The 24,225-nt window shown below is 50.8% G+C and carries 20 protein-coding genes and 1 riboswitch; of the genes, 7 read left to right on the forward strand and 13 right to left on the reverse strand.

Going from position 1 to position 24,225, the window contains the following annotated elements; all coding sequences use genetic code 11:
• The 5 genes from KK083_RS26920 to KK083_RS26940 form a co-directional block, all read right to left on the reverse strand.
• Positions 1 to 653 (reverse strand): CHASE2 domain-containing protein (locus KK083_RS26920; protein WP_254169240.1); only part of this gene is annotated, 653 nt, incomplete at its 3' end.
• Positions 654 to 743: 90 nt separating this feature from the next.
• The gene (locus KK083_RS26925) at positions 744 to 1,502 is read right to left on the reverse strand and encodes a Dph6-related ATP pyrophosphatase (RefSeq protein WP_317195251.1); all 759 of its coding nucleotides are present in this window, start codon (positions 1,500 to 1,502) and stop codon (positions 744 to 746) included.
• Positions 1,420 to 1,722 carry a C1orf53 family protein gene (locus KK083_RS32690; protein WP_317195252.1) on the reverse strand — a complete coding sequence of 101 codons (303 nt, stop codon included), beginning with the start codon at positions 1,720 to 1,722 and terminating at the stop codon, positions 1,420 to 1,422. Before KK083_RS32690 ends, KK083_RS26925 begins: the two co-directional genes overlap by 83 nt.
• The gene (locus KK083_RS26935; protein ID WP_254169242.1) at positions 1,604 to 2,659 is read right to left on the reverse strand and encodes a DUF5074 domain-containing protein; all 1,056 of its coding nucleotides are present in this window, start codon (positions 2,657 to 2,659) and stop codon (positions 1,604 to 1,606) included. Before KK083_RS26935 ends, KK083_RS32690 begins: the two co-directional genes overlap by 119 nt.
• A gap of 16 nt (positions 2,660 to 2,675) precedes the next feature.
• Complete coding sequence (locus KK083_RS26940) at positions 2,676 to 4,571, reverse strand: TonB-dependent receptor (protein ID WP_254169243.1); 1,896 nt, start codon at positions 4,569 to 4,571, stop codon at positions 2,676 to 2,678.
• A gap of 111 nt (positions 4,572 to 4,682) precedes the next feature.
• Positions 4,683 to 4,917: riboswitch (cobalamin riboswitch) on the reverse strand.
• Between the two features lie 215 nt (positions 4,918 to 5,132).
• Between KK083_RS26940 and KK083_RS26945 the strand changes: the two genes are divergently transcribed.
• The gene (locus KK083_RS26945) at positions 5,133 to 6,272 is read left to right on the forward strand and encodes an ABC transporter substrate-binding protein (RefSeq protein ID WP_254169244.1); all 1,140 of its coding nucleotides are present in this window, start codon (positions 5,133 to 5,135) and stop codon (positions 6,270 to 6,272) included.
• An 87-nt stretch (positions 6,273 to 6,359) separates the two neighbouring features.
• Here the strand turns inward: KK083_RS26945 and KK083_RS26950 are convergent, their stop codons facing one another.
• Positions 6,360 to 7,736, reverse strand: coding sequence for an MBL fold metallo-hydrolase (locus KK083_RS26950; RefSeq protein ID WP_254169245.1), 1,377 nt, complete (start codon positions 7,734 to 7,736; stop codon positions 6,360 to 6,362).
• Between the two features lie 143 nt (positions 7,737 to 7,879).
• Here KK083_RS26950 and KK083_RS26955 point away from each other — a divergent pair, with 143 nt between their 5' ends.
• On the forward strand, positions 7,880 to 10,045 hold the full coding sequence (locus tag KK083_RS26955) for a WG repeat-containing protein (protein WP_254169246.1): 2,166 nt from the start codon (positions 7,880 to 7,882) through the stop codon (positions 10,043 to 10,045).
• Between the two features lie 79 nt (positions 10,046 to 10,124).
• On the opposite strand, the gene floA is transcribed toward KK083_RS26955, so the two are convergent.
• The 3 genes from floA to proS are packed head-to-tail and all read right to left on the reverse strand — an operon-like array spanning position 10,125 to position 13,121.
• Positions 10,125 to 11,108, reverse strand: coding sequence for a flotillin-like protein FloA (gene floA, locus KK083_RS26960; protein WP_254169247.1), 984 nt, complete (start codon positions 11,106 to 11,108; stop codon positions 10,125 to 10,127).
• Positions 11,109 to 11,117: 9 nt separating this feature from the next.
• Positions 11,118 to 11,582 carry an NfeD family protein gene (locus KK083_RS26965; protein WP_254169248.1) on the reverse strand — a complete coding sequence of 155 codons (465 nt, stop codon included), beginning with the start codon at positions 11,580 to 11,582 and terminating at the stop codon, positions 11,118 to 11,120.
• 60 nt (positions 11,583 to 11,642) lie between these two features.
• Entirely contained in the window at positions 11,643 to 13,121 is a 1,479-nt protein-coding gene (gene proS / locus KK083_RS26970) for a proline--tRNA ligase (RefSeq protein WP_254169249.1), read from the reverse strand.
• Between the two features lie 227 nt (positions 13,122 to 13,348).
• Between proS and KK083_RS26975 the strand changes: the two genes are divergently transcribed.
• Positions 13,349 to 14,491 carry a hypothetical protein gene (locus KK083_RS26975; protein ID WP_254169250.1) on the forward strand — a complete coding sequence of 381 codons (1,143 nt, stop codon included), beginning with the start codon at positions 13,349 to 13,351 and terminating at the stop codon, positions 14,489 to 14,491.
• A 21-nt stretch (positions 14,492 to 14,512) separates the two neighbouring features.
• Positions 14,513 to 16,060: a hypothetical protein gene (locus KK083_RS26980; RefSeq protein WP_254169251.1), complete on the forward strand. Its 1,548-nt coding sequence runs from the start codon at positions 14,513 to 14,515 to the stop codon at positions 16,058 to 16,060.
• A 91-nt stretch (positions 16,061 to 16,151) separates the two neighbouring features.
• Here KK083_RS26980 and KK083_RS26985 read toward each other — a convergent pair whose 3' ends face one another.
• The 3 genes from KK083_RS26985 to KK083_RS26995 are packed head-to-tail and all read right to left on the reverse strand — an operon-like array spanning position 16,152 to position 18,337.
• Entirely contained in the window at positions 16,152 to 16,646 is a 495-nt protein-coding gene (locus KK083_RS26985) for a shikimate kinase (RefSeq protein WP_254169252.1), read from the reverse strand.
• A 34-nt stretch (positions 16,647 to 16,680) separates the two neighbouring features.
• Entirely contained in the window at positions 16,681 to 17,793 is a 1,113-nt protein-coding gene (locus KK083_RS26990; RefSeq protein WP_254169253.1) for a BT_3928 family protein, read from the reverse strand.
• Positions 17,794 to 17,797: 4 nt separating this feature from the next.
• Positions 17,798 to 18,337: a DUF1599 domain-containing protein gene (locus KK083_RS26995; RefSeq protein ID WP_254169254.1), complete on the reverse strand. Its 540-nt coding sequence runs from the start codon at positions 18,335 to 18,337 to the stop codon at positions 17,798 to 17,800.
• A gap of 11 nt (positions 18,338 to 18,348) precedes the next feature.
• Here KK083_RS26995 and folP point away from each other — a divergent pair, with 11 nt between their 5' ends.
• Both folP and cdaA read left to right on the forward strand, forming a co-directional pair.
• Positions 18,349 to 19,209, forward strand: coding sequence for a dihydropteroate synthase (gene folP, locus KK083_RS27000; RefSeq protein ID WP_254169255.1), 861 nt, complete (start codon positions 18,349 to 18,351; stop codon positions 19,207 to 19,209).
• A gap of 129 nt (positions 19,210 to 19,338) precedes the next feature.
• Entirely contained in the window at positions 19,339 to 20,190 is an 852-nt protein-coding gene (gene cdaA, locus KK083_RS27005; RefSeq protein WP_254169256.1) for a diadenylate cyclase CdaA, read from the forward strand.
• Here cdaA and KK083_RS27010 read toward each other — a convergent pair.
• Positions 20,187 to 20,804 (reverse strand): MgtC/SapB family protein, encoded by a 618-nt coding sequence (locus tag KK083_RS27010; RefSeq protein ID WP_254169257.1) that lies wholly within the window; start codon positions 20,802 to 20,804, stop codon positions 20,187 to 20,189. The genes cdaA and KK083_RS27010 overlap by 4 nt on opposite strands.
• Positions 20,805 to 20,866: 62 nt before the next feature.
• Between KK083_RS27010 and KK083_RS27015 the strand changes: the two genes are divergently transcribed.
• Positions 20,867 to 24,100 carry a caspase family protein gene (locus KK083_RS27015; RefSeq protein WP_254169258.1) on the forward strand — a complete coding sequence of 1,078 codons (3,234 nt, stop codon included), beginning with the start codon at positions 20,867 to 20,869 and terminating at the stop codon, positions 24,098 to 24,100.
• Positions 24,101 to 24,225 lie beyond the last annotated feature (125 nt).

Consider the following 24,225-nt stretch of genomic DNA (forward strand, 5'->3'; position numbering starts at 1 on the left):
GTTTTTTGTGAATCGTAGAGCATGGCGATCATCGTGGAGAAAGCAAGCTCGTCTGTTCCGGAAACATTCAACTTAGGATTATAGGTCCGGCACACTTTCAGGTCTTCCTGGTGCTCGGCATCGGTTTCGAGGTTCACAAATCCTTCGTAAGCATCTCCCCTCAACGCGGCATCTGTATGCTCAATGGAATCATAAATGGAAACATCACCGTATTTTTTTACCAGGGCCCTGGACTGCCACAGCTTTTCAGCCAGCACCATGGTTTGTGTTCCCTGCACCGCCGAAGCAAAGATCATGTTGTTCAGCGTATCATAGGCCTGCGGACAATTGATGGAATCGCGCAAGCCACCATCACAGGCGAAAATGATATGGAGTGCGATCACCTTCGGCTTGAACTGGTTCAGCGTCATGATCTGCCTGCCGATATCACCTCTTGACAGATAGCCGATGTTCACGATCACAATGTTGGTATCGATCGGAGGGTCTTCGCGAAGCTGGGAGAAAGCAATATCGAAAAGCTCCATGTCTCCGAGGGCTTTACCCAATGGATCGAACGCGTTGAACATATTCAATTGTGTGATCCCTGATAAACCCACCAGGATACCGAATGTGAACAATGTGTTCAAAAAGCAGTGGAGCCAGAATTTGCGCATGTGAGGGGGGTGATAGTCAAGTAAAAATAAAGAATTAAACCCGGATTTATGAACTGCCGTCATACCCGATCCGGCCTATCACCGCACCATTCAGGGAAGCAGATCCTGAAAAAGGAACGTGGTCTCGATTTTTACCGGTGCTCCGGAGGCATCGGCCTTATGATAGGTATAGGTTTTTTTCACCACCTCGCCCGCAACATACGATGCTGGTGTTTTAAAGATCGGTCCCTGGTACACAAACGTATGGAACTCTCCGTTCTCGCCACACGGATCGACCTCCTCCGGCAATTGCCTGACGAATGCATCGTCTATGGTCTTTCCCATCTGGGCTGCTGAAAAATACTTCGCGTTGGCGGCGCAGATCAGTGTTTTAAAATCCGCATGAATAAAATCTGTGATCAGCTGCCGGGTGTCCTGTTTCCAAAGCGGAAAGATCCCTTGTAATCCTGAGCTTTTTAATAATTGTTCACGGAAGATCTTGAGGTCTTCGAGGAAGATATCGCCGAATACAACGGCATGGATATGCTCACGGATGCATTGCGTATAAAAATCCGACATCAGGCGTGTATAAGCGTCATGATCCTCAGAACCCTCGAGGTAGAGTTTCTGAAGCGGCAGACCAAGCGCTTCGGCCTGTCTTTCGATCAATGTTTCGCGAACGCCATGCATGCCTACGCGTTTTGTTTCTTCATTGATCACCGTATGAAGGCTCACAACCTCGAATTCACGGGCCTGCAGCACCTTGTATAAAGCAAAAGCGGAGTCTTTACCTCCGCTCCAGCTTATTGTTACTTTCTTTTTTGAATCCATAAGGACAATGCCGGCAACCGTTTTTGCAACAATAGCCACGCTTTAAATGGTAGGCCGCGGTAAATACCATGAAGCCATTTTCCATGTAATAAAGCTTGTCTTCGTCGTCTTGCTTTTCGTTGCCGGTATTTTCTTTCATGTTACTTAAAAACAAAATTGTTCGGGCCGATGCCTGCGGTGAAAGTTCCCTTGGCTGATCCGGTCGTTGAATAAGTAAACACTGTTCCATTGCCCTGGAACGCCTTCGAATCGGCAACATACAGGATATCCGTTTCAGGATCAATGCCTATGCCGTAAAATGAAACGGCTGCCGATTCTGTAAGCAGGGGTGCCGAAGGTGCTGCTGTATCCGCAGTGTTAACACGATACACAGACTTGCCTTTATAGTAGAACAGCTGGTTGCCCGCTTTGTTGATCGCCAGGTTATCTGAAACATTTGTGTTGAGCTCGATGGTCTTGCTCACGGTGTTTGTGGCTGCATCGATCTGCACGAGCCTGCCGTTGTTCAAAGGATTGTAGTTGGCATCAGATCCGCCGCCGCAGATCACCCAGAGTTTGTTCTGGCTGTCTTTTACAAAAACGCCGGGTGAATCACCAACTTCCAGGGTCTGCACTACCTGGAGCGTAGCAGGATTGATCACCGAAACAGTGTTGGTAAAATTATTGGAAACAAAAAGTTTACCATTGGCTTCTGCGATACCCTCAGCGCCATAGTCGGTAACAATGGTTCCGGTAACAGTGTGGCTATCCAGATCCACAACCGAGACACGGCCCTTGTCTACGAAGCTTACCCATTCAGTCACGTATCCTTTGTTTCCAACAGTTATGAAGTAACGGGGAAGTTTGAGATCAGACAATGTGTAGCTCGCTTCAAAAGTATTGGCATCGACAACTTCCACTTTGTTGCTGTTGTTCACCACAACGTAGGCCATATCTCCCTTCACGGTCATAGACTGCACTACATCGCCCAGTATCCTGCCGGCATTCACGGCGCCGAAGAGATCGTTGCTGACCTCACCACTCGAGCGGTTGATAAATGTGACAGAGCCGTCGGCATGCAAAAAGTTTCCTTCGTTCACAACGAAGACTCCATCTTCATAGGCGCCTTTGGGTGCGTTATCTTCATCGTCGCATGAGGCAATGGTAAACGACATCGCGGCCAGCAACGCAAACAAAAAAAATCTCGTGTTTTTCATAGGGGATATATAGGTGTTAAAAATTGAATAAAAGACTGATGGCATAATTCCTTCCTGGCATGGCATGGTTCTTCAGGTTCTCGTAGTACACATCTGCGAGGTTCTTCGCGTCGATCTTTGCTTCTGCCGACCATTTGCCGAAGGTTTGTTTTTTACCGACGGAGAGATCGAGGAGTCCGTAGGCTTTCAGGGCCTGGTAATCTACATTGTCCAGGTTGCTGTGACGCAAACCCGTGTACTGATAACGGATCTCGAGCTTCCAGTTCGAATGAGCTGACATTGACGCGAAGGCATTGGCGCTGTGCAGCGGCACATAGGGCAGCTGGTTGTTATTCTGGTCTGCCGATATGCCTTTTTTATTGAGCGATTGTGTGAGGCTGTACGAAGCTCCTCCGGCCACCTTCACACGTTGCGACACATTTTCTGCGCGCAATGAAAGTTCAGTGCCTCGTACATTCACTTTTTGAAGATTGGAGGGCGTCCACGTTCCAATGGGCCAAAGATCATCGTTAACAGCAGGCATCCACACGATCATCTCATCTATCCACGACTGATAGTAGGTAGCATCGATCTTGACCATGGCATTTCTGAATTTCTCAGACCACATGACGCCACCTTCAGCGTGAACGGCCTTCTCAGGTTTGATGAGCGGATTGCCTCCGGGAATATAGTAGCGCTCGTTGAAGGTTGGCACCCTGAATCCCCGCGACGACAACGCACGAACAGTGAGTTGGCTTTTCTCCGTCTTACGCAGGTGTACTTCTGTTCCCACAGAGGGCGAGAGCGGGGCATAATGCTGGTCGAAAAATGACTGACGAATGTTAACATTAATGGTCCACGGAGCCGCTATCGCATACCGGTAAGAAGCAAAGGCATCGTAACGCGATTCGCCGAGATGATCGTATTCTACTGATGTTGCTGAATAATGATTGTAGTTGATGCCAAAACGCAGGTTGCTGCGGGCGCCGAGTGGCTTGTCTGCATTCGCCTGAATCGCGAGCAGGCCGGTGCGCACGGTGCTTGGCTCATCATCCGTATACTCCTGATTGGCTGATACATATGCCGCGGTTGCATGGATCACTGCCCACGCAGCATCGTTGTTATAATTAAGCGCAGCACGGAGATTACGATCCTCGATGGTTTCATTCGCCAGATCGTTGGTGACGGCGGGTTGGATCTCGCGGAAGTTGTCGGTATACATCAGCTCCGCTGAGAGTGTCTGCCTCGCCGAGAGTTTGACGTACACCTGCTGATCGAAACCGGTATTGGTAACCGATGCATGAGACTGTTTTTTACGATGGCCTATCGCGGGCGCATCGTAAGAAAAATCGTTGCGGATATAGGCGCGATAAACTTTTGTACGAAAATGCAATCGCTCATTTCCGTACGACGCTTTTATTCCGGTGGCCGACCTTCCGAAGCTCCCAACCTGTTGATAGAGTCCTGCATGAAAAGTTTTTCCGAACACAGGAGCAGCTTGTCCCATCATCACACTTCCACCAATAGCATCGCTGCCATAGAGTGAACTGGCCGTGCCATAATGCAGGGTGGCTTCATCGAAGAGAAAGAGCGGGATGAGCGAAAAATCTGTTTGACCGAGCGTAGGTGAATTTATATTGACGCCATTCCACAGCACGGCTGTCTGCGAAGCGTTGGTGCCACGCAATGAGATAGTGGTGAGCTGGCCGTTGCCATATGTTTTCAGGTAAAGCGATGCTTCGCCAATGAGCCCGTCGGCCAGTGTAGACACATTTTCACCCGAGACGATCCTCTGTACTTTCGCTCCGGTAGCGTAAGACGTAACAGGCAGGCCGTACACCACCACCTCTTTGAGGTAAGTAGTATCTCTCTCCTGCGCGAACGCCACGGACGCCGCCAGGCAAAGGCCGGCAAGCCATAAAAATGATCTCATCACTTTGAATAGAAGATGTTTAACTTCATTCAAAGCCTGCGTTAAAAGTGATGTGTAGCGAGATGCCGAAGGATCAGACTACAACCTCAGCCTTTCACCCGAAAGCTCTGATTACCTAAAGGATATAAGGCAGGTCTCCTGGCTCTCCACATTGCTGGCGCCTTCCCATACGCCCCGGTAATTTTTCCGGCGACGAAACAGTGGCATTAAGATGGCCAGCAACAAAACGTGGATCACAGTTGCGGGGACAGCTCCGGAATCTCTGATGCAATTCAGGTTCACCGGTATTCCCTTTTAATTCTCTGCCAGATGACCCGGCAGAAAAACCGTATTTCCGGGAACAAACATAAGCTACCGGGTGCTCAAATACAAGAAGTGTGAGACAACGTATTTATTACTTCGATTTAAGGGTTGAGTCGACGGTCCACCGTCCACAGCAGGAGTGCAAAGTCGTCGGACCACTGACTTGCGCGCAGGTCAGTGCGCAGTGGTCTGACGACTACCTCCCTCGGCCGTGGACCGTCGACGGTGGACTGTGGACTATTTACTATTATTGCGTTCATGAAACACTTCTCCATTCCTCTTCTGCTCATGCTGCTCTGCCTGGGTTGCAAACAAAAAGACACAGCGCAATCCGCAGTTTCAACACCCGGCCCGACATCACTAAACCTGCGGTATGCTGAAGGTTTTAAGATGTCGCTGCTCGGCAACAGCAAACTGGTGGAGGTTACATATCCTTATCAGGGCGCCACATCGGGTTACAAATACCTGCTGGTGCCGCGTGGCGAAGCTGTACCTGAGCACGAGCCTGATACGCGGGTGATCTTTATTCCACTGCGCAGCATCGTTTGCACGTCCACCACACACATTCCGCTGCTGGATTACCTGGACGAGACCGACAAGCTCGTAGGATTCCCTACCACCGACTACATCAGCTCTGAAAAAATGCGCAAGCGGATCGATGAAGGAAAGATCCAGGAGCTTGGCATCGATAAAGGATTGAATCTTGAACGACTTGCATCGCTCAAACCCGACGTGGTGATGGGCTACACCCTGAGCAGCGATTACGGCCAGCTGAAGAAAGTAGAAGATCTTGGTGTGCCCGTGATCGTCAACGCCGAGTACCTTGAAAAACATCCGTTGGGAAGAGCCGAGTGGATCAAGTTCATGGCGATGTTCTTCAACAGGGAGAAGATGGCGGACTCTCTTTTCGTGGAGATTGAAAAAAATTATCTGGAGACACAAGCGTATGCCGACACCACCAAACGAAAGCCAACTGTTCTCAGTGGTATTGTGTATGGCGATGCGTGGTTCCTTCCCGGTGGCCAGAACTATGCTTCGAAGCTGCTCAAGGACGCCGGCTGCAACTACCTGTGGGGAGAAGATCCATCACACGGGTATCTCGAGCTCAGCTTCGAATCGATCTACGAAAAAGCACGGAATGCCGACCTCTGGATCGGCGTGGCAACGTTCAGCTCACTCGAAGAGCTGAAGATGAAAGATCATCGCTATGCGAAGTTCAAGGCGTTCCAGCAAAAGCAGGTATACACTTACGATGCCCGCAAGGGTGCCAAGGGAGGAAGTGAATTTATGGAGCTGGGCTATCTGAGACCCGATATTATTTTGAAAGACCTTGTGAAGATCGCGCACCCGGAATTACTCCCGGACTACACGCTCTATTTTCACAAGAAACTGGAATAAGGAAAAGAATATAGCATTAGGAGTTAGAATTAGCATAGGGAACCCAGCATCATTCTACATGCTAAATTCTATATTCTAAATTCTTCTTTACACTGGTACCTCTTCGCTTACGATCGGCAAGCCTGCTTTCTGCATGGCACCGAAGCCTCCGTAAACATTGATCAGGTTGCTGAATCCTTTGTTCTTCATGATGGAGATAGCCGTCATCGAACGATAGCCACCGCCACAGTGAACGATAAAGGGTTTGCTCTTATCGAGGGTTTCGAGGTTGTTCGGGAATTCGGACAACGGCAGGAACGAGGCATCTTTCAAATGGCTGATGTTCCATTCACCATGTTTGCGCACGTCGAGCACGGCAACATCACTGTTCGTTGCATCTTTCATCTCATCTGCCGTAATGCTCTTCACGGTCTCGGGTTTCTCATCCCACGCGGCTACACCACCGGCGAGGTATCCGATCACGTTCTCGTAACCAACGCGGGCCAGACGAAGCACCGACTCCTGCTCCTTACCTGCTTCGGTGACCAACACCAGTTTTTTATTGATATCGATCAGGGTGCCCACCCAAACGGCAAACTGTCCGTTGAGGCCTATGTTGATCGCGCCGGGAATGAATCCTTTTTCAAAATCATCGGCGGTGCGGGTATCGAGAATGATGGCGCCTTCTTTCACGGCCTTCCTGAACTGATCAACCGATAAAGGTTTTGTGTTCTCACTGATGATCCTTTCAAGCGGATCATAACCTTCTTTGTTGATCCGTGCATCCTCATAAAAATACTGGGGAGGAGGAAGAATACCTTCGGTCACTTTTTCGATGAACGCGTCCTTGCTCATATCTTTCAGCGCGTAGTTCAGCTTCTTCTGTTCGCCGATGGTGGAGAAAGTTTCCTTGCCGATATTTTTTCCGCAGGCTGAGCCAGGTCCGTGGGCGGGATAAACGATCACATCGTCAGGCAGGGTCTTGATCTTTTTGTTGAGCGATTCATAAAGCATGCCAGCCAGCTCTTCCTGGCTCATCACACCATCGAGCAGGTCGGGTCTTCCCACGTCGCCCACAAACAAAGTATCGCCCGTAAAGATGGCGTGCTCTTTTCCATTCTCATCGATCAGCAGGTAGCACGAAGATTCAGGTGTATGTCCGGGAGTATGAAGCACTCTTATTTTTACTTTTCCCAGCACAAACTCCTCACCATCCTTCGCGTTGTAGACCTTGTATTGGGTTTGGGCATGAGGTCCGTAGACAATGGGTGCATTCACTTTGCGTGAAAGGTCGATATGGCCCGATACAAAATCGGCATGGAAGTGGGTTTCGAAAACATATTTGATGCTGGCACCCCTTTTTTCTGCCAGTGCCGTATAAGGTTCAGTCTCCCGCAAAGGATCGATGATCGCCGCCTGGCCTTCGGATTCGATGTAATAGGCTGCTTCTGCCAGACAGTTTGTATAAAGTTGTTCAATGTACATTTTATCGGATTTTGGGGTGACCGGACCGGCGGCCGGATGAAGAACACCGGTTGTCGATTCGGGTACTACGTTTGTCTTAAAAACACCACAAATTTTATAAAAATTCTCAGGATTTCATGAAGTGAATGTAACTTTGCTTTCCGATGGAGCGCGTGTGTCGTATTTTTTTATTTTACCTGGCCCTGCTAGCTTCCTCCGGCAAACTCTACGGCAATACCCTTCAGGCCTATTTCAGCAGTGTTAAAGGCGGCGATTTCAATGTATTTGAAGAAAACGGGAAGGTAGGCTTGAAGAATGAGCAGGGCGAAGTGCTGATCCCGGCCCAGTATGAAGCTATTGGCTGGAGCAATGGCCAGTTCTCGCTTGTGAACAATGTTACCGGGTACCAGAGCCATGGGCAGTGGGGACTCATCAATATTCAGAACAACCGCATTACAAAACCGGAATACACAGATCTTTCACCCGGCGAAGGCTCCATGATCGTGGCCCGGAAAAAAATCCAAGGCACTGTTCGCATCCAGGCCGGCTGCATCAATACTTCGGGCAAGGAAGTCATCCCCTTTCAATACGACGGCCTGCGGATCACATCTTTCCGCGCCATTGTCTACCAGAAGAATGGACATCAGTTCAGGCATGGGCTCATTGATTTTGAGAACAAGCTGCTCATTCCCATCCAATATCAGAACATCTATCCATTGGGAAGCCTGCGCTACGGCGTGGAGAACTTCGATCATAAAACCGCTATTTTTTCAGAAGACGGCAAGCAGATCACCAGCTTCATGATCGACAGCCTCTCTACCTATAAAAAAGACTACGCCGTGGTTTACCAGAACCAGCGTCAGGGTCTGATCGACCGCCAGGGCCAGTTAAAGCTCGAGCCCACCTACCGTGAGATCAGGATCAACGACGACGGCAGCATCAGCGCGCGCCAGGCCGACGCCTGGTTGTGGCTCGATGGCGAGAACAAACTGTTGAAACAGTTCAATGCCGATTCCATCACCGTGATCAGCGCAGACAGGCTCAAGGTACAGACGGGAGGACGATCACAGCTCACAGACCTGAATTTTAATCCGGTGAATCCCCGGTTCTTTTCAAAGGTAGGATCATTCAAACACGGAAAAGCTTTTTTCAGGAACGACGGCCGCACCGGGATCATCGACCTGCAGGGCAACGTAATTATCAAGCCACTTTACAGCTCGCTTGTAATGGACCCTCCCTTTATCAGGGCATGCCTTCCAAAAGAGAACAATAACCGGTGGGTGGTGCTGGACTCAGCCGGCAAAGCGCTGACCGTAAAAAACTACGATCACATCGGCCCCTATAACGGGCGTTATTTTCCCGTAAAGCACCGCGGGTTCTGGGGACTCATCGATCAAAACGGAAAAGAGGTCGTTGCCTGTGTTCACGACTCCATTGTGCAGCAGCATCAGGAGCGTGTTGTGGTCAAATTCAAGGGAAGTTATGGCATCATCAGCACGGAGGAGGATTGGATCGTGACGCCACAACCGAACCGGCTTCAATTGATCAGTGACGACCGTTATCTCGAGCTTGCGCCGAAAACAAATTTTCTGAAATCTCCCGGCGGACAGATCATCTATTTCACCAACAACCCGTTCGAGCTCCGGAATGGTCACCTGCTGGAACATCTCCCTTCCGGCATCGTGTGGAAGATCGACATGAACGGCGTGATCGTTGACCGCTCCCTGCAGCCTGAAAATGTTGAAGAGGTGTTTCCTGAAAGCGAAGGCCTTCGGGCAATCAGGAAAGACGAGCGTTATGGCTTCATCGACAGTCGGGGAAGGCTGCGCATAGCCAACCGGTATGAAGATGTGAGGGCATTCAGCGGCACACTGGCGGCAGCGAAGATCAGGGGCAGGTGGGGATTCATCAATCACGAAGACAGGATCGCCATCCAACCCGTGTATGACGAGGTTTCCGCTTTCCGCGATGGCTTTGCCCTGGTGAAGCAGAAAAATCTTTTCGGTATTGTCGATACCAGTAGCAAGCTGCTGCTGCCCGTACGTTACGATAGCATCATCACCTTGCCTGGCAAAAGATTCCAGGTACTGCAGAATGGCCTCTGGGGTTTGGCCGATGCCGCTGGCAAAATGATCATCAACCCCAAGTTCGACAGGATCACCGACCTGAACAACGGCTACGTCATCATCCAGCGTGAAGGCAAATTCGGATTGCTCAATCTCCACGGCGTCAGCACCATTCCTCAGATCTACGACGGCCTCATCTATGACACCCACCACGGTCATTATATCGCCCTGAAAAAGGCTGTGTGGGAAGTGATGAAATTTTGAAGAACAAGGCATCACATTCCAAGCCAGGACATAAATGAAAAAGGGGCCAAGGCCCCTTTTTTATAACGATCAAAATGTTCTATTCCTTCTTCGTAGCCCCCGACTGTCCTGATCCTGAAATGGCCTGGCGCATGCCGGTGTCGGCCTGTACGTTCTGCATCTTGTAATAATCCATCACACCCAGGTTGCCTTTCACAAACGCATCGGAGATGGCTTTGGGGATCTCTGCTTCGGCTTCGATCACCTTGGCGCGGGCTTCCTGTGCCTTGGCCTTCATTTCCTGCTCGAGCGCTACTGCCATCGCTCTGCGCTCTTCGGCACGGGCTTCGGCAACTTTCAGATCGGCAGAAGCCTGGTCGATCTGAAGCTTGGCACCGATGTTGGCACCTACGTCGACGTCAGCAATATCGATGGAAAGAATTTCAAATGCTGTGCCGGCATCGAGACCCCTCGAAAGCACAAGCTTGGAGATCTTGTCAGGACTTTCCAGCACTTCTTTATGAGATTTGGCAGAACCGATAGATGACACGATACCTTCACCAACGCGTGCGAGAATGGTATCTTCACCTGCACCACCCACCAGCTGGGCGATGCTGGCACGTACGGTAACACGCGCCACGGCGATCAGCTGAATACCATCGGCAGCCACTGCGGCAACTTTAGGTGTTGTGATCACTTTCGGGTTTACAGAGATCTGCACTGCCTGGAACACATCGCGGCCGGCAAGGTCGATCGCCGTGGCCTGCTTGAAGCTCAGGTTGATGTTTGCTTTGTCGGCCGAGATCAGCGCGCGGATCACGTTGGGTACATTACCACCTGCCAGGTAGTGGGTCTCCAGCTCGTTGGATGAGATCTGAAGGCCCGCCTTCGTTGCTGTGATCAGCGAGTCGACCACAACCCGCGGCGGCACTTTCCGGATACGCATAAAGACGAGGTCGAACAGACCCACCTTTACACCGGAGAACAAAGCCGTGATCCAGAGGTTTACGGGTACGAAATACAGGAAAATGAAAAAGAGGATGATACTGCCTAAGACGAGAATGAGTGGCGCTACGCTTTCCATGATATAAATTTAGTTAATGGGTTCTACGATCACCTGGTGAGACAGGATCTGGGTGATCCGGACGCGTATACCACTCTCCACATAATCTCCGGACGTCTTTACTTCAAATTGCTGATGCTGAAATTCCGCTTTGCCAATGGGGCGCAGGGTTGAAACAGTTACACCTTCATCGCCAACCTGCAGGGCAGCCAGCATGCCTTCGTTGACCTTGCTGTCGATGGCGGTCTTCAATGAAAATTTCGTCCATGAGCCTGCCCTGAAACTGTAAAAGAGCGCAAAAAGCGTGGTGACAGACATCCCCAGCAGAATGTAAAAACCTACGTCTGCGCCAAAATGTTTGTAGCTGATCACGATGCCTGCTACTGAAAAAATAAATCCCAGCAATCCCACCACGGTGGTACCTGGAATAAACACCAGCTCTACGATGATGAGCGAAAGCCCGATCACGAGCAGGGCGATGATGATGATCCACATGAGCATAATTTCAGATCAGATCAAAAATAGTCAATAATCAGGACTTCACTGTGCAAATGATCAATAGGCCCTGGCAAACAGTACGCGTTTGTTAGACGGCTTGCCGGAGTATACACACTTGCCAGCTTCTTCTTTCACATCCAGCGGGATGCAGCGGATGGTGGCTTTGGTCTCTTCTTTAATGGCTGCCTCTGTTTCAGGGGTGCCGTCCCAGTGCGCCGATACGAAGCCGCCTTTTTCATCGAGCACTTTTTTCAGCTCGTCGTAGGTCTCAACTTTCGTAATGTGCTCATTCCTGTATCCGAGGGCACGCTGATAGATCGATTGCTGAATATCATCGAGCAACCTGGGAACAGCCGCAGAAACTTCATCGAGCTTCATCACCTGTTTCTCTTTCGTATCGCGTCTGGCCACTTCAACGGTGCCGTTCTCGAGATCACGCGGCCCGATGGCAAGGCGCACAGGCACACCCTTCAGCTCCCACTCGGCAAACTTGAATCCTGGCTTGTGCGTGTCGCGGTTATCGAACTTCACAGCGTAGCCCTGCTTGCGCAGCGCGGCTGAGATCTGGTCTACTTTTTCAGTGATCTTTTTCAGCTCCTCGTCACTTTTGAAGATCGGAACGATTACCACATGGATCGGGGCCAGCTTGGGCGGCAGCACGAGGCCGTCGTCATCAGAGTGGGCCATGATCAGCGCTCCCATCAGGCGTGTGCTTACACCCCACGATGTTCCCCACACATCTTCCAGCTTGCCTTCCTTGCTGGTGAACTTGACGTTGAAAGCTTTTGCAAAATTTTGTCCCAGGAAGTGTGATGTTCCTGCCTGCAGCGCTTTTCCATCCTGCATCATAGCCTCGATGCAGTAGGTATCCACGGCGCCGGGGAATCGCTCGCTGTCCGTCTTTCTGCCTTTGATCACGGGCATGGCCATGAAGCTTTCGGCAAACTCGGCATACACATCGAGCATCTGCACCGTCTCGCGTACAGCTTCATCGGCGGTAGCGTGGGCGGTGTGCCCTTCCTGCCAGAGGAATTCTGCCGTGCGCAGGAACAGGCGCGTGCGCATCTCCCAGCGAACCACGTTAGCCCACTGGTTGACGAGGATGGGCAGGTCACGGTATGACTGGATCCATTTTTTATAAGTATTCCAGATGATGGCCTCACTGGTCGGCCGCACCACCAGCTCCTCTTCCAGCTTCGCCTCCGGATCAACCATCAGTTTGCCTTTGTGCTCAGGATCGGTCTTCAGGCGGTAGTGCGTCACGATGGCGCATTCCTTGGCAAAGCCTTCTGCGTTCTTCTCTTCAGCTTCGAAGAGGCTCTTTGGTACAAACAAGGGGAAGTAGGCGTTGGAATGCCCGGTGTCTTTGAACATTTTATCCAGCGCCTGCTGCATCTTCTCCCAGATGCTGTATCCGTAGGGTTTTATCACCATACAGCCGCGAACCTCGGAGTGTTCAGCCAGGTCTGCCTTCTTTACTAACTCATTGTACCACAAGGAGTAATCTTCGTTTCGAGCAGGTATCTCTTTGCCCATACTGGTATAATTATTGCGTATAACCGTTTTACTGAACGGCAAATATAATCGGGATTCTCAGGATTTAAGGCTTGTCTGATCAATGATCTTTGCAACCGGCGATTTTGATCTTTGGCCGCCCATCCCCGGAATCAAAAAATCATGATTATATTTCGTAGTTTAGAGAATACTTTTTAGGCGAATATCGTTAACGTATTTAACAGCTAATAACAGCTAAATCACACGCTATGAAAATCAAGGTCATTCTATCGGTTCTTATACTGCTCATGGGAGTTGGCGGTGTATTCGCGCAGGTTGAGCAGGACGACATGTACTTCAACTCGAAAGACCGGGCGAAGCTCCGCGCAGCGCAGAAGACCAGTGAGCTAGCTTACGCATCCGCTAAAAAAACCAAAGCGTCCGAGCCGGCGGAAGAGAATTTCAATCCCACCGACAGCTACTCTGCCCGCAACGTGAATCCGGAATATACTTCGCGCTCACATTCGCAAACGGCCAAGGAAGACGACGAAGATTATTTCGTAAGCAACTACCAGTACAACCAGCGCAGCCAGTACAATAACTGGAATAACAACTTTAACAACTGGTATGGCAACTCATGGTATGCTCCCAACTACTTCGGTTCCGGCATCAATTCATGGAACAGCCCTTATTACGGATCGTACTACGACGCCTGGGGAAGCCCCTGGTCCAACCCTTATTATCAGTCAGGCTGGTCTGGCTCATTTAGCTACTATATGGGCAACTCATGGAACTACGGATGGAATATGGGCTTTGGTAACTGCTGGAGCTGCAATTCTTACTACAACAACCCCTGGGCATGGAATCCTTATTACGGATATTCATCTTACTGGAACTCTCCCTACTATAGCAACTTTGGATGGGGCGGAGGCTATGGCTACTATCCTACCCGTGTGGTTGTAGTGGAATCCGGAGACCGCATCAATCACTCTTATGGCAAGCGTCCGCTCCGTGGAAGCAATATGGTGACGGATCGCAGCAACGCTTCCAGGTCAAGGACAGGTATGGTGAGAACTTCCGGAGACGATGTTACCAACGGACGGGTTTCAAACAGCGGCCGTACGCAGAATGAATACTACAACCGCTCGTGGAGATACAACGGTTCAAATTCAGATTACTCAGCGCCCGCCAATACACGGAGCAGTACGCAAAACAACCGCTCGAGCTCATGGGGCAACAGCAACAATTCCTGGAATAATAGCAACAGCAATAATTCCTGGAACAACCGTAGCTCCGATTATTCAGCACCGTCCCGCAGCAGCAGTTCATTTGGAAACAGTGGAGGCGCTACCAGGAGCCATTCTTCAGGATCGGGAGGAGGAAGTAACGGCAGAAGCAGGGGTAGAGATTAACCGCATCATCTAATTGTTTTTATGTCAAGAAAAATTTTCAGGATCGCCCTGACAGCTCTTGTATTGCTTAATTTTTCCGTTGCGTTTGCACAAGACTACGCAGAAACCGCGTTGCTCTTCAGCAGGACAAGGCCCGCCGGCAGCGCCCGCATCCAGGCACTGGGTGGAAGCCAGATAGCACTGGGTGGTGATTACAGCTCAGGCCTCTCCAACCCCGCCGGCCTGGGAATGTTCAACCGCTCCGAGTTCACCTTCAGCACGGGCCTTAGCTCGCACAATACCTCAGCGAATTATTTCGGCAATTCCACTGACGATAACCGCACGGTGTTCAACATTCCCGGTCTCAGCCTCGTGTGGCACATGCCTAAAGACAACGGCGCTTTTTTGGGCGGATCGTTCGGCATCAGCTTCTCACGTATCAACGACTTCAACAACGCTACGCTTTACAGCGGAAAGAATGACGACAGCTCTATCATCGATTATTTTATCGATCAGGCTTTTGGCCAAACCACCGATCAGTTTAAGGAAGGAGGCCGTCATTACAACAGCCCTACAGGACTTGCTTATTACAATTACCTCATCGGAGCGAAGTCGATCCTGGATCCGCCCGGACCGAATGACGAATACTTTACCGATGCAGGATACCCTGATAAACAGCAGGAAGAGATCCTGGTGAAAGGGGCCTCCAATCAATGGACATTCTCTTACGGTGCCAACATTTCGGATAGATTCTTCTTCGGCGCCGGCGTTGGGATAGCATCTATCCGGTACAAATCCCAGAAGACATTTACCGAAGATTTTTTACCCGGCAACCCGAACGATCAGGATACCCTGTACTACCTTCAATTGAATGAAAACCTCGACATCCGCGGCTCAGGCGTGAACGCAACCTTCGGGGCTATTGCCAGGCCTTTGGACTTTCTGCAAATAGGCGTATCGTTTGTGACGCCAACATTTTACAGCATCTCAGAGACCTACAGCGCTTCCATGGGCACACGGTGGGATAACTTCGATTACTTCGGCGACGGTAAAGAGATCCTGGGCGACAACGTCAACGATCCTGACCGTCCGCATACCGATGTCGTGACTTCAGATTACAACCTTACCACACCGCTGAAGTTCAATGCGGGTGTTGCATTCATATCCAAATATGGATTTATCTCCGGCGACATCGAGATGGTCAATCCCGCGAAAGCGAAGTACACATCAGACACGCCGGGTATAACTTACACAGACGAGAATGGAAGCATTCGCCGTAACTATGAACCCGTGATCAACTACCACATCGGTGCCGAGTTCAGATACGAGATCTACCGGGTACGCGCCGGATACGGTGTGCTCGCCAATACATACCGCAATAACATCACCTCCAACAACCAGATCACGTCGATCAGCGGTGGCGTGGGCATCCGCACCAAAGATTTTTCTATCGATTTTGCCCTGGTGAACAGCAGCAGCAAAAGATACGATTACCAGCCTTACACTTTCTTCGATGGATCAGGCCCGGCAGCCTCGCTGAAAAACCGGTCGATGATGGGGATGCTTACGTTTGGGTTTACGATAGAGTAGTTGGGTAGACAGTTCCAGGTTTCAGGTTAGAAGTTTAAAGTTGAGGGACCCAACAACTTTAAACTTTAAATTTCAAACTTGCCTCTGACGACTACATACGCAACGCCTTCAGTACAGCTTGAAGATCGGCTTTCTGTAACACAACGCTCGCTTTCTGATAAACCGGCAACCGGTTCTGCCGGATAGTGGTGAGCCTGTTTCTCAGCTCTGTTTCGTCAGCAGTTTGAAGCAACGGCCGGCCCGATTTCTTTTCTGTACGCTTCACCAACTCGTCTATAGACTCGTCTAGAAAAATGCTGATGCCGGTGGCGTTGATCGCTTGAATCCCATCAAAAAAACAGGGAGCGCCTCCACCGGTGGCCATCACAAAACTTTTTGCGGAGGCAGCCCACTCGTGCAGCAACGCTGACTCAACCTGGCGGAAGTACGGCTCTCCATGCTGCGAGAATATTTCGGGAATAGACTTTTGCTCACGGGCTTCGATCTTTTCATCAAGGTCTACAAACTCCATCGCCAGGTGTGCAGCAACTTCTCTTCCCAGCGTCGTTTTGCCGGAACCGGGCATGCCGATGAGATAAATTTTCATAGCTGCGAGTGGGCGAGTTACGAGCTGCGAGATGTCAGTTGATCAATTGCAAAACTTCGTCGGCAGTGGGCGTATCGTTGTGGTGCCACATGCCCTTTACGTTTCCGTTTACCCAGAGTGTAATGCCGGGATTAGATCTCACAATGGTCTTGAGCACGGTGGCATCCGCATAATAGTAAGGAAAAGCAAGCTGGTGCTCATGCCTGAACGCTTCGAATGCCTCTCCGCCGGATGCCGTGAGCGCCATCACGTCCACTTTTCCTTCCAGTGCTTTCGCGAGGTCACGGATCTTGTCAATGTTGCTGGCGGACGCAGCCGATACGTCATAGATAATGATGAAAAGTTTATTGCCTTCAAATGCCTGCTGGGTCACGTCCTCACCTTCAACGCTGGTGACCGCGAAGTCTGTGATCTTGGCCTTGGTCTTGTCTTCGTTGGTCTGGCGCACGCTCTGATACTTGTACAGCGTGGTATCCATCAGGTATTTCTCCGAGTGCACTTCTTCACCATTATCTTTCCGGATGAACACATATTCAAAAACGGGTTGTTCGGCCGGTTGCATCTGCTGCGGAATGTTGTTGCCGATCTTATAGGCCCTGAAGTCGATGAACGGCAGGTGCCTGATGGCGTAGACACCGAGAAAGAAGCTGATCAGTGTAACAGCACCTACCACGGCATGGCCTTCCAGGGTTCTGAGCGCAGGCTGATAATGTTTTCTGTACCAGAACAGGTGCAGCACGAACACCATCAGCACCACATCTTTGGTGAACGATTCCCATGGGGTGAGCTTGATAGCATCACCGAAACATCCGCAGTCTGTTACTTTATTGAAATAAGCCGAGTAGAACGTGAGGAAAGTAAAGAATATCATGAGGGCCAGCAGCACCACGGTGGTCACTTTCATGCGGTAATAAATGAGCACGGCAACACCCAGCACGATCTCCAGCACTACGAGGATCATGCCGATCTCCAGCGCGTAGGGGATCAGGTAATGAAAGAATGATCCGAAGTCTTCGGCAAAAACTTCGAAATACTCTTCCATTTTGATCTTGGTACCTACCGGATCGTTGAGCTTGATGAGCCCCGAAAAGATAAAAAGGATACCGATGAAGAATCTTGAGAACTGATCTGCGATTTTTCTGAACATCTTGTTATGCTTTCAATTTTATCAATGCAAAAACGGAATAGTTGATCATATCCTGGTAGTTGGCCTTTACGCCTTCGCTCACCAGCGTCTTGCCCGCGTTATCTTCGATCTGTTTCACGCGCAGGAGCTTCATCAGGATGATATCGGTGATGGAGGTCACCCGCATCTCGCGCCAGGCTTCCCCGTAGTCGTGGTTCTTGTTTTGAAGCAGGTCGAACGTTTCCTGAACCGCTTTGTCGTAATGTGCTTCCAGCTCCTCGAACTTCAGGTCCATCTGCTGCGATGCTTCCAGCTCCATCTGTATAAGGGCTATGATGCAATAGTTGATGATGCCTACAAACTCGTCTTTCACCGGGTCGCCTACTTTCTGCACACCTTTTTCCTGGATGCTGCGGATGCGTTGGGCTTTGATGAAGATCTGGTCTGTAATGGAGGGCAACCGCAAAATGCGCCAGGCAGTTCCATAATCGCGGGTCTTCTTTTCAAACAGGGCTTTGCAGGTGGCAATTACCTCTTTATATTCGACAGCAGTTTTCTCGACCATAATTCTGAACGGTGCAAAATACAGGATTTTCAACAAACAAAACACTCAACATCAACGGCCGGCTGATTAATCTTGATACCCCCAGGATCATGGGCATCATCAATGTTACCCCAGACAGCTTTTACAGTGGCAGCCGCGTGCAAACAGAAACGCAGGTCCTGCAACAGGCCGGGAAAATGCTGGCAGAGGGAGCAGACCTGATAGACGTGGGTGGCTACTCTACCAGGCCCGGGGCAAAAGACGTCAGCGCCGATGAAGAAACTGACCGCGTGCTTCAGGCCATTCGGGCCATCGTTAAACATTTTCCGCAGGCAGCCATTGCTGTGGACACCTTCAGGAGCAGTGTTGCCAGGGCTGCCATCAGTGAAGGTGCCGGCGTGATCAACGATATTTCCGGCGGCGAGCTCGACCCCGACATGTTTCAGACCGTTGCCGCCCTCAAAGTACCTTACATACTGATGCACATGCGGGGCGATCCGCAGACCATGGCAGGCCTCACACAATATGTGAACCTGGTGCAGGAGATCATCGGCTATTTTCACCAAAAGATCTTCGCCCTTACCGCGCTTGGGGTGAAAGACATCCTCATCGATCCCGGCTTCGGCTTTGCCAAAACAAGGGAACAGAATTTTCAGCTTCTCAATCACCTGGCCGATCTGCAGATCACGGGCCGTCCTGTGATTGCCGGCCTCTCCCGCAAATCGATGGTGTGGAAAACGCTCGGTATCAAACCCGAAGAAGCCCTGAACGGAACTTCAGCCCTGCATGCCGTTGCGCTTATGAACGGTGCCAACATACTGCGGGTGCACGATGTGAAGGAATGTGCAGAGGTCATCAGGCTGATCGGCGCGTTGAGAAACAATCCCGGCTGATCCCTTCATTGTTCTAACCTGCAGCTGGCAGAGAAGAATCCCCGCTTCAGAAAACAAAATGGTGATTCTTCGATAGTGCTCCTGCAGGATGACGGATTTTAGAGACACCCTTATTACATTTGCTTAAGCATGATATTTCTTTTCAGGATCGGATTTTTGGAGGTAAGCTGGGTAGACCTTATTGACATTGCACTGGTCAGCGTTCTGTTGTATCAGATCTACAAACTTATTCGCGGTAGTATTGCCGTCAATATCTTTCTCGGCATCCTTGCGCTGTATCTGATCTACCTGATCGTGAGGGCGGCCCAGATGGAGCTGCTGGCCACCATTCTCGGGCAGTTCATGGGCGTTGGCGTGCTGGCCATGATCATTCTTTTTCAACCCGAGATCAGAAAATTCCTGCTGGTGATCGGCCGGGGCACAGAGTTCAGGGAAAACATCTTTAAAAGTATCTCCAATTGGCGCAGCAGCTATCACGATGAGTTCGACATTCACCAGGTGATCGAAGCCGCCAAAACACTGAAGGCCACCAAAACCGGCGCTTTGATCGTTTTCTCACGCGATGTTGAGCTGAAATTTTACGTGGAGACGGGCGACCCCCTCAACGCCCAGGTTACCAAACGCCTGCTGCTTTCGATCTTCAACAAGAACAGCCCGCTTCACGATGGCGCCGTGATCATCTATAAAGGAAGGATCAAAGCGGCCCGTTGCATCCTGCCTGTCAGCGAGAACGACCACCTCCCCGCACATTTCGGATTGAGGCACCGCGCTGCCGTGGGCATGTCTGAAAACACTGACACATTGGTGCTCGCCATATCGGAAGAAACAGGGCGCCTGATCCTGGCCAGGAACGGAAAATACCTCAGGGGACTCAAGCTCAAACAAGTGGAGCAGCGCATCGTGGATTATCTGCATAAGGCTGAACCCGCAAACTGGGAAGAGATACCACAGGAGGAAGCTGAAAGCGAATCACGCCTCTAATAGTTAAAACTTTTTACAAGCTCGCACCGGCTCAGGAACGACATAAAGCTTGCCAGGTTTTTTTCCTTACCCACCACATCATACTGGTAAAGCGCCCGGTTGTCTTTGCGGAACTCTTTCTTCCTGTAATATTTAAGCGTGAGCGTTCTCATCTGGTCTTCAATGAGCTCTATTTTGTTGTTGGAATACTCGAGCGTGAGGTGCAGCTCGATGGTCCTGTTCAGCACACGAAAGAAAAACTGCTGCAGGTATCCAAAGCCCGTGAGCACTATGAACGTGAGCGCCATGCTGTAGAAGGCCAGCGCATATTCACCCGCACCCACTGCCATGCCGAGCGCTGCGGCCACCCATATGGTGCTGGCGGTGGTCAGACCCGAGATGGTGAGCCCCTCACGCATGATGGCCCCGGCACCGAGAAAGCCGATACCCGTTACGATGTTGGCCGCCACCCGCGAAGCCCCCATCGCGTCGCCGATCTTCGATGAAAGGATCGTAAAAAGCGTCGAGCCCAGGCAGATCAGGATGATGGTGCGCAGGCCCGCGGACTTGTTGCGGTATTCGCGCTCGCCACCGATAATGATTCCAATAACAATGGATATGATTAGCTTTGTCAATATTTCTTTTACTTCTTCCCCCGGCATAAGATCATAAGAGGTAAAGATCAACCTTCGTTATCATGAACAAATTCATACCAATGCTGCTGCTCGCCCTGGCGTGGCAGTCGTCTGCCCAAACGCTTGAGACCGTGATACAAAAAGGCCATGAGCTGGCAGTAGTGGCCATTGCCGTAAGTCCTGACAGCGCTTTCATTGCCACGGCAAGCAAAGACAAGTCTATCAAGTTGTGGGAAACCCGCACAGGCCGCGAAGTGAGAAGTTTTCTCGGTCACGAGATGACGGTCTCGAACATCACCTTTTCACGCGACGGTAAATGGTTGCTTTCCGGCAGCTATGATAAGACCGTAAGGATCTGGGACGTTGCCACAGGCAAAGCGCTGCACACCATGGTCACCGAAGATATTATTACCGATGTGGTGATGGATCCCCGCATGAAATTTTTTGTGGCCGCGGGATACAATCGCTCCGGCGACCAGGATTCAGCAACGGTGTTCGACCTAAGAACACGACAAAAGATCGTGAGGCTTCCCGTCAACGCAGACGAAAGCCGCGGCTTCGGTGTCACACTCGCCATCAGCCCTGACGGCCAGTGGCTGGGATCGGGTGAAGACAACCGCCTGATCAATATTTACAAAACAGCTTCCTGGCAGAAGGTGCACACCTTTCAGTATGAACAAGGCTGGTGCGGCGGATGTGCCACTATGCTCACCTTCAGCCCTGACAGCAAGTCTGTGTTTATGGCTTCGCATAATGGCCCCCTCAGGAAATATGACCTGGCCGATGGAAAACTGCTGAAGGTGTACGAAGAAAAAACGGAAGACCTTACGGGAATTGCTGTTAGCCCCGATGGCAAATGGGTGGCCCGCACCACCGAAAAAAATGCCATGGTGTGGGAAGAAGCATCGGGGAGGATGGTGGCCACGCTGCCGGCAGAAGAGAAGGCAGAATTTCACAGAACACAGTTCACGCTCGACAGCAAAGAACTGTTGCTGACGTCTGACAACAACACGGCCTTCGCATGGAACTACTCCACGCAAAAGAAAACACTGGTCCTTACCGGGTTCCTCAACTCACGCGACCAGGGCGGTTTGAATTACGATCCGAATTTTTACTGGCAGTCGGCCATCGCCAAATATGTACGGCTGAAGAATAACCTGCTCATCTCCAGAGACGGGAAAACACTGATCAAGGGCAAGTTCGGAACGAAAGTAAAACAATGGAACATCGCCAGCGGCAAAGCCGTGATGGAATTTGTGGGCCATAAGAAAGCTGTGCTCTGCTACGACCTGTCTGCCGACGGAAAAAAACTCCTGACCGGTGGCGGCGATGGCAGGATCATTCTCTGGGACATGCAAACGGGCGATTCTTTAAAAGTGATCGAAACCTATCGCGAGCCCATCTTCGACATACACTTCAACAGCGACGAAACACTCGTAGCCTCCTCGAGCTGGGACGCTACCATGAAGATCCATAATTTGGAGTCGGGCAAGCTGCTTACCTACATCGAGTTTGAAAGTTATGCGGCTTACAACATCCTGCTCCATCCGAACGATCTCTATCTGGTTGCCGCGCGTCTCGACAACTCACTCCAGCTTTACGAGATCGACACAAGAGCAGTGGTAAGAAATTTTGTAGGGCACACGGACGTGATCTCGTCGATCCGCTTCAGCAACGATCAGCAAACATTGATGAGCACCAGCTGGGATGGCAGCATTCGCCTGTGGGATGTGGGCACAGGACTGATGACCAAAAAATTAAAAGGGCATCGCGGGGCCGTGCTCACGGCTGTATTCAGCGCCGATGGAAAATACATTTATTCGGCAGGTGCCGACCGCGTGGTCCGAGTGTGGGACCCCGCTACCTCTAAAACCGTAAGAACCTTCGAAGGACACAAAGCCGAAGTTACCTCGCTGCTGTTCAGCCCCGACAACCGGATGCTTATCAGCCACAGCGTAGACGGCGTAACCAAGTTCTGGGACATCGCTTCGGGGCAGGAATTCTTCGAGCACATTCACCTGGGCGAAGCAGACTGGATGGTGAAGAACCCTGACGGATATTTCAACGGAACGGATGATGCGCGCAAGTACATTCATTTTGTGAGCGGGCTGAAGACCTATTCTGTAGACCAGTTCTTCCAGGAGTTCTACAGGCCCGACCTGTTGCCCAGGATCTTCCAGAACAGGGGCGGCGGCTCTGATTTGAAAGGCATCCAGGGAAAATTGTCAGATTCACCGCCGCCAACAGTGAAGGTGGCCGTGCTTCAGACAGCACCCGGAAAGGCAGACGTATTGGTTCGGGTAACGGACAACGGCAGCGGTGTTGCCAGTCTCAAGGTTTATCACAACGGAAAAAGCGTTGCGCTCGATCCTGCGGCGCTGAAGCTTCCCTCGGGCAAAGGGCAGACCTTTACACTCAAACATCCTGTAGACCTGGTGGGCGGATCCAACACGTTCACGGCAACGGCGAGCAACAAAGACAGGCTGGAGTCAGATCCGCAGAGCGCCGAGATCTTTTCAGACCATGCGTCGAAGAGCAGCACCTGTCATGTGCTGGCTGTTGGCATCAACCAGTATAAAAATCCGCGCATGAGCCTGAACTATGCCAAGCCCGATGCGGCTTCGTTCAGCAAGGTGATGGATGAAAAGGGTGTGAACCTCTTTAAATCGATCGAGCTTTATACACTTTACGATGAGCAGGCTACACGCGACCAGATCCTGTCGAAGCTTGACGAGCTGGCGGCAAAAATAAGTCCTGAAGATGTGTTCATCTTTTATTATGCAGGGCATGGCAGCATGGTAGACAACCAGTTCTACTTTATTCCCACAGAAACATTGCGGCTCTATGACGCCTCTTCCCTGAACCGTGAGGCGATCGAGGCGGCAACCTTACAAGAGAAATTCAGCCGGATCAGGGCGCTGAAACAGTTGATCATTATGGATGCGTGTCAGTCGGGCGGATCGGTTGAGTTGCTGGCCAACAGGGGGGCCAGTGAAGAGAAGGCCATCGCGCAGCTCTCAAGAAGCGCGGGCATCCACGTGATGGCCTCTGCCGGCAGCGAGCAGTTTGCCGCCGAGTTCACAGAGCTTGGTCATGGGCTTTTTACTTATGTGCTCATCCGCGCGTTGCAGGGTGAGGCTGACGGAGCACCCAAAGACGGAAAGGTTACAATCTACGAGCTAAAATCATTCATAGATGACCAGGTGCCCGAGATCACCCGCAAGCTGAAAGGAAAACCGCAGTACCCGTATACTTTTTCGCGGGGACAGGATTTTCCCGTAGTGATAGAAGAATAAGCTGCGAGCAATGAGCCGCCAGTTTCCAGCAGTTGCGGTTTTCCTCGATGCGGCTCGCGACTTTAAAAAGCGGCACGAGGGTTGTATAACATTTTAAAAAATAAATCGTAAATTAGTTTAACACC

This window comes from Chryseosolibacter histidinae (genome assembly GCF_018598225.1).
Classification (GTDB): domain Bacteria; phylum Bacteroidota; class Bacteroidia; order Cytophagales; family Cyclobacteriaceae; genus Chryseosolibacter; species Chryseosolibacter histidini.

Excerpts from the sequence above, each read along its gene's own strand:
- KK083_RS32690 (WP_317195252.1), bottom strand. The coding sequence starts at position 1,722 with ATGTTGCCGATTCGAAGGCGTTCCAGGGCAATGGAACAGTGTTTACTT.
- KK083_RS26935 (WP_254169242.1), bottom strand. The coding sequence starts at position 2,659 with ATGAAAAACACGAGATTTTTTTTGTTTGCGTTGCTGGCCGCGATGTCG.
- KK083_RS26940 (WP_254169243.1), bottom strand. The coding sequence starts at position 4,571 with ATGAGATCATTTTTATGGCTTGCCGGCCTTTGCCTGGCGGCGTCCGTG.
- KK083_RS26945 (WP_254169244.1), top strand. The coding sequence starts at position 5,133 with ATGAAACACTTCTCCATTCCTCTTCTGCTCATGCTGCTCTGCCTGGGT.
- KK083_RS26950 (WP_254169245.1), bottom strand. The coding sequence starts at position 7,736 with ATGTACATTGAACAACTTTATACAAACTGTCTGGCAGAAGCAGCCTAT.
- KK083_RS26955 (WP_254169246.1), top strand. The coding sequence starts at position 7,880 with ATGGAGCGCGTGTGTCGTATTTTTTTATTTTACCTGGCCCTGCTAGCT.
- floA (WP_254169247.1), bottom strand. The coding sequence starts at position 11,108 with ATGGAAAGCGTAGCGCCACTCATTCTCGTCTTAGGCAGTATCATCCTC.
- KK083_RS26965 (WP_254169248.1), bottom strand. The coding sequence starts at position 11,582 with ATGTGGATCATCATCATCGCCCTGCTCGTGATCGGGCTTTCGCTCATC.
- proS (WP_254169249.1), bottom strand. The coding sequence starts at position 13,121 with ATGGGCAAAGAGATACCTGCTCGAAACGAAGATTACTCCTTGTGGTAC.
- KK083_RS26975 (WP_254169250.1), top strand. The coding sequence starts at position 13,349 with ATGAAAATCAAGGTCATTCTATCGGTTCTTATACTGCTCATGGGAGTT.
- KK083_RS26980 (WP_254169251.1), top strand. The coding sequence starts at position 14,513 with ATGTCAAGAAAAATTTTCAGGATCGCCCTGACAGCTCTTGTATTGCTT.
- KK083_RS26985 (WP_254169252.1), bottom strand. The coding sequence starts at position 16,646 with ATGAAAATTTATCTCATCGGCATGCCCGGTTCCGGCAAAACGACGCTG.
- KK083_RS26990 (WP_254169253.1), bottom strand. The coding sequence starts at position 17,793 with ATGTTCAGAAAAATCGCAGATCAGTTCTCAAGATTCTTCATCGGTATC.
- KK083_RS26995 (WP_254169254.1), bottom strand. The coding sequence starts at position 18,337 with ATGGTCGAGAAAACTGCTGTCGAATATAAAGAGGTAATTGCCACCTGC.
- cdaA (WP_254169256.1), top strand. The coding sequence starts at position 19,339 with ATGATATTTCTTTTCAGGATCGGATTTTTGGAGGTAAGCTGGGTAGAC.
- KK083_RS27015 (WP_254169258.1), top strand. The coding sequence starts at position 20,867 with ATGAACAAATTCATACCAATGCTGCTGCTCGCCCTGGCGTGGCAGTCG.